Source organism: Candidatus Lokiarchaeum ossiferum, from assembly GCA_025839675.1.
GTDB classification, from domain to species: Archaea; Asgardarchaeota; Lokiarchaeia; order Sigyniarchaeales; family Promethearchaeaceae; genus Lokiarchaeum; species Lokiarchaeum ossiferum.
This window is the reverse complement of record CP104013.1, coordinates 1,261,891-1,278,185: the sequence shown is the minus strand read 5'-3', so window position 1 is coordinate 1,278,185 and position 16,295 is coordinate 1,261,891. Positions and strand designations below refer to the sequence as shown.

The 16,295-nt window shown below is 33.5% G+C and carries 12 protein-coding genes; 6 read left to right on the top strand and 6 right to left on the bottom strand.

Annotation, left to right across the window (positions count from 1 at the left end; genetic code table 11):
• Window positions 1–456: 456 nt before the first annotated feature.
• Together NEF87_RS05155 and NEF87_RS05150 are read left to right on the top strand one after the other, a co-directional pair.
• Window positions 457–1,290, top strand: a complete 834-nt coding sequence (locus NEF87_RS05155; protein WP_457918943.1) for a C13 family peptidase — start codon at window positions 457–459, stop codon at window positions 1,288–1,290.
• Between the two features lie 133 nt (window positions 1,291–1,423).
• Window positions 1,424–2,119, top strand: a complete 696-nt coding sequence (locus NEF87_RS05150; protein ID WP_457918942.1) for a hypothetical protein — start codon at window positions 1,424–1,426, stop codon at window positions 2,117–2,119.
• 445 nt (window positions 2,120–2,564) lie between these two features.
• Here the strand turns inward: NEF87_RS05150 and NEF87_RS05145 are convergent, their stop codons facing one another.
• From NEF87_RS05145 to NEF87_RS05135, 3 genes are all read right to left on the bottom strand, one after another.
• The gene (locus tag NEF87_RS05145) at window positions 2,565–2,978 is read right to left on the bottom strand and encodes a hypothetical protein (protein WP_457918941.1); all 414 of its coding nucleotides are present in this window, start codon (window positions 2,976–2,978) and stop codon (window positions 2,565–2,567) included.
• Entirely contained in the window at window positions 2,929–4,620 is a 1,692-nt protein-coding gene (locus NEF87_RS05140) for a tetratricopeptide repeat protein (RefSeq protein ID WP_457918940.1), read from the bottom strand. Before NEF87_RS05140 ends, NEF87_RS05145 begins: the two co-directional genes overlap by 50 nt.
• Before the next feature lie 1,018 nt (window positions 4,621–5,638).
• Window positions 5,639–6,805 carry an alpha/beta hydrolase gene (locus NEF87_RS05135; protein WP_457918939.1) on the bottom strand — a complete coding sequence of 389 codons (1,167 nt, stop codon included), beginning with the start codon at window positions 6,803–6,805 and terminating at the stop codon, window positions 5,639–5,641.
• Between the two features lie 113 nt (window positions 6,806–6,918).
• On the opposite strand from NEF87_RS05135, the gene NEF87_RS05130 reads away from it, so the two are divergent.
• Window positions 6,919–7,794 carry a helix-turn-helix transcriptional regulator gene (locus NEF87_RS05130; protein ID WP_457918938.1) on the top strand — a complete coding sequence of 292 codons (876 nt, stop codon included), beginning with the start codon at window positions 6,919–6,921 and terminating at the stop codon, window positions 7,792–7,794.
• Window positions 7,795–8,075: 281 nt separating this feature from the next.
• Here NEF87_RS05130 and NEF87_RS05125 read toward each other — a convergent pair whose 3' ends face one another.
• Window positions 8,076–8,789, bottom strand: coding sequence for a transglutaminase-like domain-containing protein (locus NEF87_RS05125; protein ID WP_457918937.1), 714 nt, complete (start codon window positions 8,787–8,789; stop codon window positions 8,076–8,078).
• An 82-nt stretch (window positions 8,790–8,871) separates the two neighbouring features.
• Between NEF87_RS05125 and NEF87_RS05120 the strand changes: the two genes are divergently transcribed.
• Window positions 8,872–9,348, top strand: coding sequence for a winged helix-turn-helix transcriptional regulator (locus tag NEF87_RS05120; protein WP_457918936.1), 477 nt, complete (start codon window positions 8,872–8,874; stop codon window positions 9,346–9,348).
• A gap of 171 nt (window positions 9,349–9,519) precedes the next feature.
• Here the strand turns inward: NEF87_RS05120 and NEF87_RS05115 are convergent, their stop codons facing one another.
• Both NEF87_RS05115 and NEF87_RS05110 read right to left on the bottom strand, forming a co-directional pair.
• Window positions 9,520–9,741 carry a hypothetical protein gene (locus tag NEF87_RS05115; protein ID WP_457918935.1) on the bottom strand — a complete coding sequence of 74 codons (222 nt, stop codon included), beginning with the start codon at window positions 9,739–9,741 and terminating at the stop codon, window positions 9,520–9,522.
• A 187-nt stretch (window positions 9,742–9,928) separates the two neighbouring features.
• Window positions 9,929–10,567 (bottom strand): class I SAM-dependent methyltransferase, encoded by a 639-nt coding sequence (locus NEF87_RS05110; protein ID WP_457918934.1) that lies wholly within the window; start codon window positions 10,565–10,567, stop codon window positions 9,929–9,931.
• A gap of 175 nt (window positions 10,568–10,742) precedes the next feature.
• On the opposite strand from NEF87_RS05110, the gene NEF87_RS05105 reads away from it, so the two are divergent.
• Together NEF87_RS05105 and NEF87_RS05100 are read left to right on the top strand one after the other, a co-directional pair.
• Window positions 10,743–10,958, top strand: coding sequence for a hypothetical protein (locus tag NEF87_RS05105; protein WP_457918933.1), 216 nt, complete (start codon window positions 10,743–10,745; stop codon window positions 10,956–10,958).
• Window positions 10,959–11,147: 189 nt separating this feature from the next.
• Window positions 11,148–16,046 carry a hypothetical protein gene (locus tag NEF87_RS05100; RefSeq protein ID WP_457918932.1) on the top strand — a complete coding sequence of 1,633 codons (4,899 nt, stop codon included), beginning with the start codon at window positions 11,148–11,150 and terminating at the stop codon, window positions 16,044–16,046.
• The last annotated feature ends 249 nt before the right edge of the window (window positions 16,047–16,295 follow it).

The following is a 16,295-nucleotide window of genomic DNA, read 5'->3' as shown; positions in this document are numbered from 1 at the left end:
AAGTTCTTTAAAATCTATTTTTTTTCATTTGAAATTTGAAAATTTTAAGTATTACAACAGCGTAAGCAGAAAAAACCCACTACTAATACATGTTAAAACAAGACTGATTCTTTTGACAAAATCCAACCGCTTCAAGGTGGGAAATGGTACAATCTCCAAATCAAGATGGTGATAGCCTAAACACTGAACGTTGATGTCCCACTAATTCAGAATAAAGGGAATCACTATCACAACCCTTCACACTCATTGAAATCTTGACCTTCCAAAAGATTAGCTTTTTTGAAGGATATCATTTGAAAAAATGTACCAAAAATACCACTCTGGTAAAAATAATACATCATTTGGCATTTTTGTGTAGTTTTCATCAAATGTATTTATATATTTGGATGAAGACCAAGAATATAGAGTTATTCCAAATAATGACAAGGAATAATTCGAAAAAATCAAGTGATAAAAATGAAAAAGTCAAAAAGAGTTGTTTTTCTAGCATTTATGATCCTTATGTTCGGCGGATCTGTTATTTCCAATGCTATTTCGAAAGCAAGCGCTGCTTCTAGTTCTTCCGATAGAAATGTTGCACTGATTGTCCAAGGTAACAGTGATAAACGATTTCTACGGGATACATTTGAAATGTCGAAAACATTGCGAGAAGAATATGGATTTAGTAACATTTATTCCATTGGTCCATCCACACCTGGGTTCAGCGTGGCCAAAATCTTGACAATGATTAATACAATTGCAAATACTCGTTCTTATGATCAAGTGGTTATTTTTTGGGCTGGTCATGGAAATATTGATCGGTTTGCTGTCAATACAGAAGTACTTTACGCAAACCAATTAGATAATGCTTTAGATGCGATTAGTTGTGAAAAAATGATCATCTTCTTAGGACCTTGTCATTCAGGGTCGTTCATTGATAATCTTAATGATAATCAAAACCGTGCAATCTATACTTCTTGCGCGTATAATCAAATTGCTTTCTCATATTATTCACATTCTTTGTGGACATGGGGAATTTATAGTGGTTTAGATTTTGATTTAGATGGGCATGATGTAGATACAAACAATAATGGATTAATTTCTCTTAAAGAGCTGCATGATTATAGCGATGATTTTATTCGTGAAAAATATGTAGATTATGTTTTTGATCCAAATGCTGACGACGATCTATTAAAAATTGTAGATCCTATGAGTATTCCTCAAACCCCGCAAAGATGGGTCGGTTCTAGCTTCGGTTCAGATAGTAATTTTTACTTAGGAACTAGTGGTCAAGTAATAGATCCTCGATAAGAATATTGGTCTGGCAGAAAAAAGTGAAAGAAGAAGGTAAAAAAAAATGTCACAAAAAAAAACACTAATAGTATCTTTTTGTGTGCTTATTTGTTTGAATTCATTTATGTTTGCAATGGCAAGGGAACCGGGAATGGTGAAGAATAAAATAAAAGTGTACTATGCTACGATTCATATCTATACTGACCTTCAAAGTAATGAAGATGCCAGTAAAGCCAAACCTAATGTAGAAAAAGCGGTTCAATACTTAGAAAGTAAAATTGGTTATGTCAACTACTATGAACGCATTAAGTTCAAGGTTGTGGATCATGGGAGAACTTGGGATACAAGTGATGTACCAACTCGAAGGACTGCGATTGGAATGCCTTATCATAAGAGGACGGACAAATGGGATATGATACATGATTTAACCGGTGATATGTATCGAGCGGGTCTTGATCATGGAACTAAGGACGGTAGCGTAGTGATTGGATTTACAACTGGTTTATATAAATGTAATGGGATTGCAAATACCGATTCAACTCCATATGGTTGTCTTGTTTCTTACAAACCATCAGGAAAATATATTGACTTTGGAATACAGATTGATTGGCCCAATCATCGAGATGATATCCTCACCCTTCATGAATTAGCCCATGAATTGGGACAATTACGAGAGGGAGATAATGGGCATGTAGATGAGGATATGTCTATTGATGGAGTATTTCACGCCTGTTCAATGGATTATTCAGATCTAGCAAATCAATATTATGGTCTTTGCTCTTCTTGTAGAAATGCTATTGTAGAGCAAGCTGTGAATAATTGGGAACATGAATATATGTATATCTAATCTCTCGGTTTTTTTTTTTTTGTCTATAAGGTTATGATTTTTTTTTATTTTTGGCCATATTTTCCTGATTTAACCAAAACGAAATGATGATATTAATATGATTGATATCTCTCCACCAATTCGTATATTCTCATCTATAAGCTATAAGGAAATATTGGTTGATAATGTCTTAAATAAATATTTTTAGGAATACTCGATTTTGTGAAACAAGTTTTGAAACTAGCGTTTCAAAACTCATATATAGTTATTGAGAAGATGAAATTCTCCGACAATAATGAAGACAGTTGGGAGATAATGATGCAAGATCTTTTGTGGAGTTATCTTCTTTGTTCCTTCATATCTATTGAACTGCCGATCCTATTCTTTAAATCAATGAAAAGCAAAGGAGATTGATGCTAAAAGAGAAAAAAGTGATATTTATGTATAAATTTAAAAAATTCCGCTTTCATTCTGGCACAATAGGGATGATTCGTTGTTTAATTTTGCTTAGAAAGCGTTCTAAGAATTTTTCAGTGATTTCAGCCATTTTTTTTATATGGCTGAATTGCTGATCAAACATAGATTCAAGGAGAATTCTGTCATTGAAAAATTTAATGATTTCCTCGGGAATTAATAAGGTGACCAGAGCTAAATTGGCTTCATTTAATCTTTTATCTTGACTTTCGTCATCCGTTAATATCAGGGAGTAGATAAATGCAAGCGAATTGGATGGTAATGCTGTTGGTAGTGGGCCAAATAATCCTTTATGATATTCCTGGCCTTGTCCGACAGAAACTGAAATTGAAATCGCAACTTTCATCCCTTTTACTTCATCTAAATTCTTCTGGTCTATTATGGCTTTTAGATATTTCTGGACCATAGTCAGATTGTGAGATAAGAATCATACCGATTTGATTGATGAATTTTTTTTCTTCATTAGATAATGTTGTTCGATAGCTCATAGAATTAAAGTGATTCATAAATAGATCCATGAGTTCTCTGTCATTATATTCTTTTCGTTCAAGATCTTCTACAATTATTTCTCCAAATCGTTCATACTTTGTTATTCCACTAGATTTTGCAGAATAAATTGTTGATTTTAACTCTTTTACAGCATTTTTTGTATTTTCTGGATTAGTTGCCATTAAAACTGCTTGGAGGAATTTGGCGTGAATTAAATCGGGGAGCAGATGTTTTTTTTCCCCCATTAAAATGATTTCGTCTAAAATTTCTTTCGCAGATTGGATTGAACCTACCTTTTGGGAATTTTGGTAGTGCAGAATATGACCCTCCACCTGAGATAATTTACATTCCACAATGAAGTGATAGTCAATTTCTTCATTACATTGGTCAATAACATCAGCAAGCAAATAATTCGCACTAATAAAATCTCCCTTTATCAATTGAATTCTTGCAAATACTAAATCAATTAATAATTTATCTCCTAATGCTTCTTTTTTTCGAGCCAAAGATTTCGCCTTAGCTAAATTTGCATAGGCCTCTTCATATTTTTTTACTATTCCTAATAAATCTGCAAAACTGCAAAGGGTTTGGATATAATACATGTTTTCGATATTATTTTCACAATATGATGAGATTGATTTTCTAAATATTTTAATTGCTTCCGCATAATTTCCTTTCCTTCGATAATGCATAGCTTGTGACGATAAGAACATGGGGTGTAAAAATTTCGCATATTTTTTTGAGAGACTTATTCCCAGATCAAAATATTTTTCCGCTTCTTTAAATTTTCCTTGATAGGAATATAGGATACTTGAGTTTTCATATAAATAGCATATCGATTCTTTATAATCTCGTTTTTTTGCATTTTCCATACCAATAGCAAGATATTTCTTCGCTTTTTTGTATTCTCCTAATTTTATTGTAAGATCGGCCAAATTATTTGCCAATATTGTTGCAATGCGAAACTTTTGTTCTTGATTCGCTAGATTGAATGCTTCATCCAAAATTTTCAACGATTTTTGCATGTGTCCTTGATCTTGAGAAATTATCGCCAGATTATTCAATAATTCGAGGTAAATGATAACATACTTTTTCTTATTGGAAATTAAGTTTAATCCTGTTTTGCAATATTTTTTTGCTGTTTTATAATCACCCAGATTATAATAAACTGTTGTAAGTTTTCTATTCGCAAGTAATGTTCCAAACTCGTACGAATCACTCTGATTTTCAAAAATGGTTTTCGATTTTTCTATTTTTTCTTTTGCTGAAACTAATTGGCCTGTAAATCGTTCAATTTCTCCATCTACCAAGAGAGTATGTGCGAATAGAATCGGATTTTCTTTTTCAGATACTCTCGCCAACAATTTTGAAGATAGTTCTTTTGCGAGCGTATAATTTTGCATTTTGTAAATAGTTTGATCCAAAATTAAAAATTCTTCAATCAATTTCATCAAGGGGGTAGAAGTCTCTTTTTTTACTTCTAATAATGCAGTCTCAATTTCTTTCTCCTGATAAGATTTCCATGTTTTCGAAGTATTGAAGAAATCAGAAGGATTCATAATTCACTTAATTTCTTATAACCTAAGAAGATCTACACTGTCTTTTTAAATACATCTCCTTATCTTGAAAAAAGGACGTTGATGATGATATTGCCTTAGAAAAACAAGAAGATGATAAATTTGTAATATTAAAAGGGTTAGAGGCTACAATTTTTGCGCGATCTCTGGTTACTCATGGGCTGCAATTAGCCTTTCAATGTTCGTATTTTTATTTCTAAATACTCAAAAAAAGAAGTAACGAAATTTGAACATCCTTGAATATTATACCATTGATATAAATATAGATTGTCGCATTTTTTTAACTCTCTGATTTACTTTTCGGATTAAGATTCTATAAATTGCCAATTTGACTTTGCTCGGACGGTTTTGATCAAATTTTGATTGATAATATGCTTCGGGTGAATCTCAAAGGCCATGATTATCTGAAACTACATCCATTTGAACAAATTATACACTTTTGAAATTCAAATCTACCGAAGACTCTTCCTTTTCGTTAGAAATAGAATATCCGGTTTTCCAGTTTTGCTCCCTTATTTTTTTTTTGCAACTTAGTAATCAAAATCGTTGATATAAGAATCAATAGCTATCCATTTACCCCCTAGATGAACTTCAATCCAACTGTGGGAAATTTTCTGTGGTAAAAAATTACTGGAAAATGGATGGTTGAAATAAATTATCCATTAGTATGATTAAGAAATCTTTCTTTTCACGATATGAAATAAGAAATTCAAGGATTTAGATCATGTGTTTTGACAGACAATTTACGTTTTCTGGAAATTCATCAGATTTTATATAGAAATTTTATCAGAACTTCTCCCTCACGAGTGATTAATTAATTGATCGATTTTGCGTAGGGATATATATCATTGATGAAAGTGATGTTGCTATTTCATACCCAAAATTACCCTAATTGTCAATCTCATTTCTATTGCGTAAGGATTTTTACTTGAATTTTGAAATGATGCTACTTGAAGGAGGCAAATTGTAGAGCAAAAAAAAAAAAGAAAGAGAGAATTTATTATACTAATTTTTTTGCAAACCAATCAAAAATTTCATCAGCTAATCCCTTCCCGATCGAATTGGAACAGAGGTGATCGTCATTTGGGATTATACGATGGGTGGCATGAGAGCCGATCCTGTCTGTTATATCTTTACCTTTTATCGCTTTAGTAATATAGTCATTTTCACCATGAATCAATAATACTGGACATGAAACATGGTCTAACAGAGGATCGGTATCCTCAGCATATTTTTGAAGGAATTTAATTGCATCTTTCTTTTTAGTTAAACCTGTCCACGTGTAGGTCTGCCGTTTCTGTTCTGCTAAGGCATTTTTCCATACATTAACCATTGTTTTATAATCTGGTGCTCCAATTCCCGCAGCGGCTTGAATTTGATTCAAAAATCCTGCAACAATGATTGATGTTAGTGAGCCTCCACTCACACCAAAACTCCCCACGTGATTGTAATCCAGTTTCGGGTGGTGTTTTATCTTTTCTAAAATTTGAAGTGTACATTTTTTATAGTCTTCTAATTCTGTGAATTTACATCCCGAAAAACCACTTTCACCCCAACCTGGAGGATCAATGGCTATAGTGGCGAGGTTTCGAGCTTTTGCGTATGTTGCATATGTGGCCATGTGTTCTTTTATCCCCTCATTACCAGGGTACATAATAATTACTCCAAACGGACCTTCGCCGTTTGGTATATATGTATGTGCAAAGAATTTGCCATTTCTGTAAGGAAATTCCCATTTTTGAACTTGGGGGGTTGTTATACTTCGGAATTTGTCGAAGCAAACCGATGCCTTAGCAAATATTTGGCGAGTTCGTTTTTCGTCCGAAATGAAAAAGAATGTTACGGCGTAATACAACGCTGCTTCTAAATAAAGTGTTTCTGGATTATTTTGTGATGCTATACTCGAGTTATCGTTCTCCTTATTGGCTGTCTGAAGTGTTTCCTTTGCGAGTTGATCCAATTTGCATACAATGGATTCGATATCTTCATGTTCTTGAATTAAAGCCCTTCGGATTTTCATCTCATCGCCCCCATAAAATGATAGTGTTTGAAATAACATTTTCCATATCGGTGTTGTAAAGATTTTACCTGAACTGATAAGCTTTACAGTAATCTTCTTTTGCCATTTTTCAGGCATTTTTGTTAATATCAGTTTGATTAAATTCAATTTATTCACTATTTCCTGTGTTAAACATAAGGTTATAATATATCAAATTCATGATATAATTATATAATAAATTTGTAAAATATGAATCAGATATTTCTAGAAAAGTGATATATATGAAGAAACGAAAAAAAGTTGATTTAAACTGGGTAGAACGGAAAATTTGTGTTTGGCTCTGGGATCGGGAAATGTATGGCCTTGAGATTATGAAATCGCTTGAAATTATAAATAGTAAGATCAGTCCGGGGCAACTATATCCCACTCTGAACTCTCTTACTACTCAAGGTTATCTCTCACAAAGAATCCACCAAAAAAGGGGTGCAAATCGAAAAATGTACACCCTCACTTCAAAAGGGAAGCAAATAATTCTTAATATTTTTCAGGATCTAATGATTATTCTTGAATATCAAATGATGGCAAAATATCCGCTTTTCTTCGAAGATTTACTTGTGTTTTTAGACCCAAGCACTTCTCCCACTATCATGGACTTTTCAAAACCATACTTTGAATGGGTGCGCTTTGGATTGGCAACCCATCTAAAGCCTCTAGGGCGATATATCATTACCAGCAATACCTCTAATGAATTTCAATTGGCACAAAATCGTATAGAATCGGAAGACCTAGAATCGGTAATGACTGTTCTCCAATTAAAACCTAAAAATCATATCAAATCCAAGGAGACAGAACTTCCTACAAGTTCCATTGATAAGGCACTGGTATATTTTACATTGCATGAAGATGATACGAGCTGGATATATTCAGAGATGTTTCGTGTTTTAAAATCTAATGGGGTGGGACTAATCACGGATCTATTGCAACCGGATAGACCCTTAACAATCTTTGAAGAAGGTTTGTTAGATATGATCCCTTTCCATTCTAAGATGGGTATAGTCGAAGAAAATACAATTGGAAAACTGCAAGAAGTTGGATTTGAAATTGTAGATCATCACAGCAACAAAGGAATTATCACAATTAATTTTAAAAAACCATGAATAAGCAAGAAAATAAACAAGTTTTTTGGTTTAATGCTTTTTCCTGAAAATGATAAGCTTGCATTATTTGAACTTAACGATATCTATTTTTTTTTCAAATCGAAAAGAAATTATTCGGATTTTTATGAGCAGATTACCTTTGGTCTCCTCGTTTGCTATAGTCATATAGTAGTAGCACTGAATTATGTCCTGATTTAGTACTAATAAGAAAAATCTATGTTCTCCTCATGTTAATGATTGTTTTAGAGAAGAATGAGATGGATTTCGATTCATCAAAGGACTTATGCTATCGACTTTAGCATAGATTGCCTAATTTTTTTAATTCTACGATTTACTCTTCGGATTAGAATTTTGTATATTGCTAATTTGAGTATACTCGGGCGGTTGTGATAACAATCCGATTGATAATATAACTCCGGTGATGTCCAAAGGCCATGATCTTCAGTGACAGCATCCATCTGAACAAATTTTTCCGTTTCCAAGTTCAAATCTGCTGAAGATTCTTCCTTTTCGCATGAGATTGAAAATCCTGTTTTCCATCCATTATCTTGCAATTTCTTTTTTCCTGCGACATAATAATCAAAGTCGTTAATATAGGAATCAATGGCAATCCATTTGCCATCTAACTGGACTTCGATCCAACTATGGGAGAGTTGCTGTGGTAACATTTCATAGAATAACCCCTTAAAGAGACCTCGTTGGATCACTTTATCGATTGCAGAGAAATGCATCCGAACAGGGATTCCAGCGGCTTTGCATAAGGTGTAGAATAGCGTGCCTTTGTTGTTGCATTGACCTTTTTTGGTTTTAATTATGTCGGCAGCGGAGACAAAGTCTCCTTCAAGTGGAAACGCAAATTTAATTTCATCTCTGATAAACATGAAGAAGTTGTGAACTTTTTCTGTATTGCTTTTCGAGGTTCCAGTTAGTTTGCGTACAACATGTTGAACTATCGGATGATTTACATCCGTTAAGTTAAGGTTTGAATAGTTCATACTTAATATTGAGGGTTGTTCTATATGAAGTAAAAAGTGTGGTTTTTTTTAGTAAGTGCAGTTTTATATACTTAGATTTAGAATGAAGGAAAATTCGAAGGATGAGAATTTAGAGGAAACCAAAAATGACCTTCTAAAACGTTTTGCAAGTCCAATATCCCAAATAAGTATTTTGCAAAAAGAGATGATGCAAGCAATTTCCCAAGAGATCCATGAATTTCCTCATTCTGATAAACTAAAATCTCTTGAACTTGATATTTTCAAACAAGTAGGGGAAATATTTACTGGAAAATGGATGGTAGAGATAATTTATGCTCTAGTTCGCTTAGGGAATCCCTTTTTTAATGACCTAAAACAAGAAATTCAAGGAATTGGATCCCGTATTCTGACAGATCGATTACGCTTTCTTGAAAACCAGCAAGTTGTGGAAAGGAAGATTTTTGAAACTTCTCCCGTGCGAGTAAATTACACGTTGACAAATTTTGGATGGGGTTACGTTTCATTGATGCAAGCAATTGTTTTATTTTATATTCAGAATACAAACAATAAAAAACCTTAATCCCATCGAGAAGTATCTTTGAATGAAATATTGGAACCTAGGATGCTCTATGAATTCTCATAAAAAAAAATTTTTGAATTCATGTATCGGTGAAATTATTGGACAATACTAATGTAATTGAATTTTATTTTGGTTTTAATTTTGCTTAATATTTTACAATATGTAATTTGGCTAAAAATCGGAATAATACGAATCCATAATAGATTCTATAGTTTTGCTATCACAATCCTGGAATTCCTGCTGGAGTAAGTCCAAAATTTGTATTTTATTTTCTTGGGTCCATTCTAAAATATCATTATATGCTCCGTATACATGATTTCGATAAAACTTAATAACCGCCCTCCGAATACCATCGGTTCCATCACTTCGAAATTTATTTTTTTGACTAGTCATTTCTGTCACCACTTATACTACCAAGCTAACTTTTGAAAAATCCTATGATAAAAATTGATCGTGTTAGAAAAATGCTAAAAAAGTGATGACAATATTCCAATAATACTTACTCCTTTGATTTATTTGTTTTATCGCCAACAATTTCGTTTTTTTAAAGTGTTAATCCCTGAGCTTCTTTTCTATATCCTTATAGTTTCTTAGCGACAATGAAATAGTTCGAAACCTTATAATATAGGTGTTCAGAATCCAAAATATGGAATTTTTCATCAGAAATATGTCTTTCTATATCTGAGAATTTAAATTTGGTTAAAAAATTTGGAACGACGCCGAATTTAATCATAATGGAATAAAAAGTCAATTGCAATTTTTTTAGAAATTGCATTTTTTCTTTTAAACAAGGGGTTGCCGAAATAAATAACCCACCAGGTTTTAATAATTGATGGATTCTTGGGAGAACTTGATGAATATTGTCAATAACATGCAATACATTGAACGCTAAGATCACATCAAATTTTTCATTTTCAAAATCCGTTTTTAATATTGGAGAATGTTCAAATCTCACATTCATAATCTTATGTTTAATGGTTTTACTTCTTGCTTTTTCAATCATTTTTAATGAGATATCAATTCCGTGTATTTTTTCGACTTTATCGGCCAAAAGAAGAGTTTTAGTCCCAGTCCCGCATCCATAATCTAATACAATATTATCTTCATGGAGATATTTTAGTGTGTTTTTAGTAATCTTGAGGTGAATTTGGTCATAATGTTCTTCACTTTTGTCATAATTTTTTGCTTGGTTATCCCAGAATTTATTTACTTTAGTCATGGCCCCTACAACCTAGTTAGAAGTTCTTTACTATAAAATTAATGGGTTGAGAAAAAAAGGAATGATATCAATTAAAAAGAAATGAGTTTTGCAGATTTACAGATGGTAGCATATGATTTCATCTGAACCCCGCGGAAATTGTTTTTAGTCTCTTTTTTGCTTAAAATAGGTAACTATGGTGATCGATTTAACAAAGTTCGATATGATGCGTCGGGAAAATTATAATGAAGGTCGATACAACGATTTATATCAGCACCAAATTCCCATGGATGAAGAAGATTTGCGAAAAAAACGAGACACCAAAAGTAATTTTTTTATGAAACATGGCTGGACTATCGTCAAAATTGTGATAGTGGCCCTATGTATTCTACTAATTGCAGTATTGGTATAATTTTTTGCTTTATTGGTAAATTTTATCTCATCACTGGAACCTTTTTTTTAAGGAGTTATTTAAAAAATCAAAAATCCTTCGGATGGGTTCATAGATGCGCGAAATCTATCCTTGGGAATGTCCGATTCAAAAATCATAGATTCAAAAGTATCTTATGTATTTATTTAGTCATTTCGCTAATAATAATGTATGAAGCAAAAAGGCTCCTTCCGATGTTTCTACCTCCTAATGATATTAGCCTTGAATATTATTGCGGGTAATGTGTTGTCCTCAAATTTACCTCCTAATTATATTATTCCAAAAAGCGCTGGTGTAGATTCTCCACGATTATATGCATTTCCTACAAGAATCGATCGTGATGGAGATGTCTATGTGGATTGGGTGTATGTAACGGGCGTTTCAACTTATTATGTTTATCGAAATACTTCCCAAATTACCTCTATTGAAGGACTTGTCCCAATTTCTTCTACTACTTCAAGTTACTTTAATGACGTTGATCTTCTTGATGGAGAATATTTTTATGTCATAATCGCCTCCAATGGAGAAGAAAATAGCTCAATGTCAAATTGTGAAAGCGTCATCATTATTAATTCTGAACCAACTACACCTTCTCTTTATACAATTTCTCCTAGCACCGATAAAGACGGCGATATTTTGATTGATTGGGGAAGCACTTCTGACACCGATATGTATTATCTTTTTAAGGACTCTTCCGAAATTACTTCCATTGAAGGACGCCCCTATTATATTTCCACGGCAAGTAGTAGCTATAATGATCTCGATCAACCCTATGGTCTGTATTATTATGCGGTGATTGCGTCAAATGAAAATGGAAATAGTACTCTATCTGCCTGTAGAAGCGTGATTGTAGATCCCGAGGAACCTTCGACTCCGACTATGGCTACATTTTCAGCTGCAGTAGATTTTGACGGCGATATATATGTTAATTGGAATGATGTAAGTGATGTCGATACTTATTACTTATACCGAAACACCTCCGAAATTACATCGTTAATAGGTCAGACTTATCATGTCAGCACTATAGGTAGTTATCATTATGAATACGATTTACTTGAAAACACGTATTATTATGCTGTTGTTGCCTCAAATGAGTATGGCAATAGCGAACTTTCGAATTGTGAATCGATTCAAATTTCCTACACTGTTCCAGCTACACCGGTATTATCGAGTTTTACAATTAATCCCGATACTGATGGAGATGTTCATCTTGATTGGAATTCTATTTCGGGGGCTGATACATACTATATTTATCGAAATGACACTGCTATCACATCTATTAACGGAATGGCACCCTACTCATCAACTTCATCGAGCTATTTCTATGACAATGATCTTGAAAACGGTAATTATTACTATGTTATCAGGGCTGAGAATGAGCTTGGCAGTAGTGGTATTTCCAATTGTGAACATGTTCAAGTAATTCAATCAATACTTCCCGCACCCGTCTTGGATTCATTTTCTTTAGAACCAGATTATGATGGGAATATTCAAGTTGAATGGGATGATATCCCTGAGACTTCAACATATTATCTATTTAGAAGCGGATCTGAAATATTATCTACAACTGGAATGCAACCCCTGACAACGACCTCATCAAGCTATTTTTACGAATATAACCTTCAAGAAGGAACCTATTACTATGCTGTAATTGCTTCAAATGAAATTGGCAACAGCAGTCTTTCTAATTCGGAAGCAGTTCAGATAATTCGTTCTGTTCCAAATATGCCCATTCTTTCTTCAATTTCCCCAAATCCTGATATTGATGGGATTGTTCGTCTCTCTTGGAGTAGATCTGATAGAGCCACATCCTATTTAATTTATAGAAACTCCACTCTAATCACGTCCTTAGAAGATCAGGTGCCCCTCGAGGTAACTTCTTCAACTTATTATTATGATGAAGGATTGGATAATGGAACCTATTATTATATAGTTGTGGCGAAAAATTCGAATGGAAAAAGTCCAATATCTAATTGTGAAAGTGTGCTTGTAACTTTACTTCCCCCGAATGCACCGTCTCTAAGTTCAATTTCACCAAATCCAAACCACGATGGGATTGTGAATCTTAATTGGAACGATGTTGCTGAAATAAGTAAGTATTATATATATCGTTCAACTTCAACAATTGAATCCCTAATCGGGTTGAATCCAATTGCAATAACAACCTCCAGTTATTACGATGATTATTATTTATCTGATGGAACTTATTATTATGTTATTGTGGCCGCAAATGGGAACGGAAATAGTATACCCTCTAATTGCGAATTGGTCTCCATTGTAAATGAACCACCGGAAGCTCCAATCATCTTTGGATTTAGTCATTCACCTGATAGAGATGGTGATGTGACCGTTGATTGGTATTCTATCAATAATGCTGACAAATATCTTGTTTTTCGATCATTTTCAAATATAACTTCTATTGAGGGGATGAGCCCTGTTTCTACAACCAGTTCCAGCATTTTTCATGATTATAGTTTATCTGATGGTACCTATTATTATGTTGTTGTGGCGGTGAATCATAACGGTAATAGCACAATGTCCAATTGTGAAATGATCATTGTCGAGAATTGCGCACCCCAACCTGTAGAACTAAATTCTTTTTCCCCCAATCCCGATTTTGATGGAGAAGTGGAAGTTGATTGGGGTAATTCATACGATACAGCACAGTATTACATATATCGATCCACTTCAGAAATCATTTCGATTAGCGGGATGGAGCCGGTTGCTATTACTACATCCAGTTATTATTATGACAATAATTTACTTGATGATACCTATTATTATGTTATCGTGGCAAGCAATGCGAATGGAAATAGTTCTATTTCGAATTGTGAAGCCGTTTCGGTCACAAATATTCCTCCCAATGCTCCTATTCTTTATGAGTTTTATCCACAATTGGACAAAGATGGAGATGTGGAAGTCGATTGGAACGGGGTTAGTGATGTGGAAGAATATTTAATTTTTCGATCAAACTCAATAATTACCACTTTTGAGGGAATGACTCCAATAGCAATTAGATCCTCATCTTATTCCTATTATTATGATAATAATTTGCCCGATGGAACTTACTACTACGTCGTTGTAGCAGTAAATAAAAATGGAAATAGCACAATGTCAAATTGTGAAGGAGTAACTGTATCACATGTTCCTCCAAATGCACCTATTCTCTATGAATTCAATCCAAATCCTGATAATGATGGTTCTGTGGAAGTTGATTGGAGTAGTGATTATGAAGCTGACGAATTTTTAGTTTTTCGATCAAGTTCAGTAATCACATCCATTGAAGGAATGACCCCCATTGCAATTAGATCTTCATCGTATTCCTATTATTATGATAATAATTTACCCGACGGTATATATCACTACGTCGTCATTGCTGTAAATGAAAATGGAAATAGTACAATGTCAAATTGTGAAAGTGTGCAAATAATAAATACCCCTCCAGAGGCGCCACGACTTTACTCATTTTATCCCAATCCTGATCATGATGGTAATGTTGAAGTGGATTGGAATTCTGTTGATGAAGCAGATGAATACTTTATTTTTCGATCAACCTCAACTATAGCATCTGTTGAAGGGATGGACCCCATTGCAGAGAGATCCTCCTCATCGACATATTTTAATGATGATAATTTGCCTGATGGAACCTATTATTATGTTGTTGTGGCCTGCAACCACAATGGAAATAGTTCAATTTCGAATTGTGAAAGTGTGCAAGTAATAAATACCCCTCCGGAGGCACCACGACTTTCTTCATTTTATCCCAACCCTGATCATGATGGTCGTGTCGAAGTAGATTGGGATTATGCTAGTGATACCCAAGATTATTATGTATTTCGATCAATTTCATTTATCACGTCAGTGACTGGAAAGGTTCCAATTGCTACTACAACATCGAGCTATTATTATGATGAAAATTTACCCGATGGTACATATTATTATGTGATCATCGCAGCAAATAAGAATGGAAATAGTTCCATCTCAAATTGTGAATCTGTAATCGTTCACAATGTTCCTCCAGAAGCTCCTAATCTCCATGAATTTTATCCCCTTGTCGATAAAGATGGTGATGTTAAAGTGGATTGGAATTATATTGATGAAGCTGATGAATATCACGTTTATCGATCAAATACATTAATTACTTCCATCGAAGGAATGGCTCCTATTGCAACTAGGTCTCCATATTCGACCTATTATTATGACTATAATTTACCAAATGGCATCTATTATTATGTTGTCGTGGCAGTAAATGGAAATGGCTATAGTTCATTATCACAATGTCAAAATGTGACGGTATTACTTTCGGCTCCGGATGCTCCCATTGTCGATGAAATTTTACCATGCATCGATAGAGATGGTGATGTACTTATAAATTGGGGTGATGATCCAGATAGCGATTTTTACTTGGTATATCGTGATTCAAAAGAAATCAATACTACTGATGGATTACTTCCTATTACCAGTAGCCCTTGGAGTAATTATTATGATTATGATTTACTCGATGGAATTTATTATTATGCAATTATTGCTGAAAATGGAATTGGGAGTAGCAATTTATCGAATTGTGTATGCGTAGAAGTCTTTAATTCTTTACCTTTGGCCCCAATTCTTGATGAGTTTGATCCGAAAAACACAACTGATTATTATATTCAACTTGCTTGGAATTATAATCCTGAAAATACATATTATGTTTATCGGGATTCTGTAGAAATTATAACGATTGAAAATTTAACTCCTATTGATATTGTATTTTCAAATAATACCTATTTCTATCTTAACGAAGGAGAAATGAATTATTTTGTTCTAGTTGCAGAAAATGCTAATGGATTGAGTCCAATGTCTAATTGTGTGTATATTGAACATGTTTATGTTGATTACTATATTGATTTTGATTGGGATGATGAACCAGATGAGACATATACTGCACATGATACTTCAAATGGTACTTCACCAACTGGACGTAGGTCCCCATCTATATCATTTGGAAGTCCAGGGCTTGTTCTTCTAACTCTCTTCGGTGCTGTATTCGTAATAATTACTGTAAATCGAAATAAAAAGAGACCTATTTAATAAAAACTGTGATATTGGCTTTTTTTTTAGTTGATTTTTTTTTTTACATTTCATGTGAAAACGATCCTCGAAAATAACTTCTAATGAATTATGAAAATTTTTTTTTTTAAATTGGTGTTCTCTGTCTAACGGAAAAAGGTAAATAATTTTGTCCAAAATTTATGGTCAGCTGATCATTCTAAGATTTTCCGATTGTTTGAATCATCACAGTTTATTAGGTTTATTGACAAAAAGATTATATATTCATAA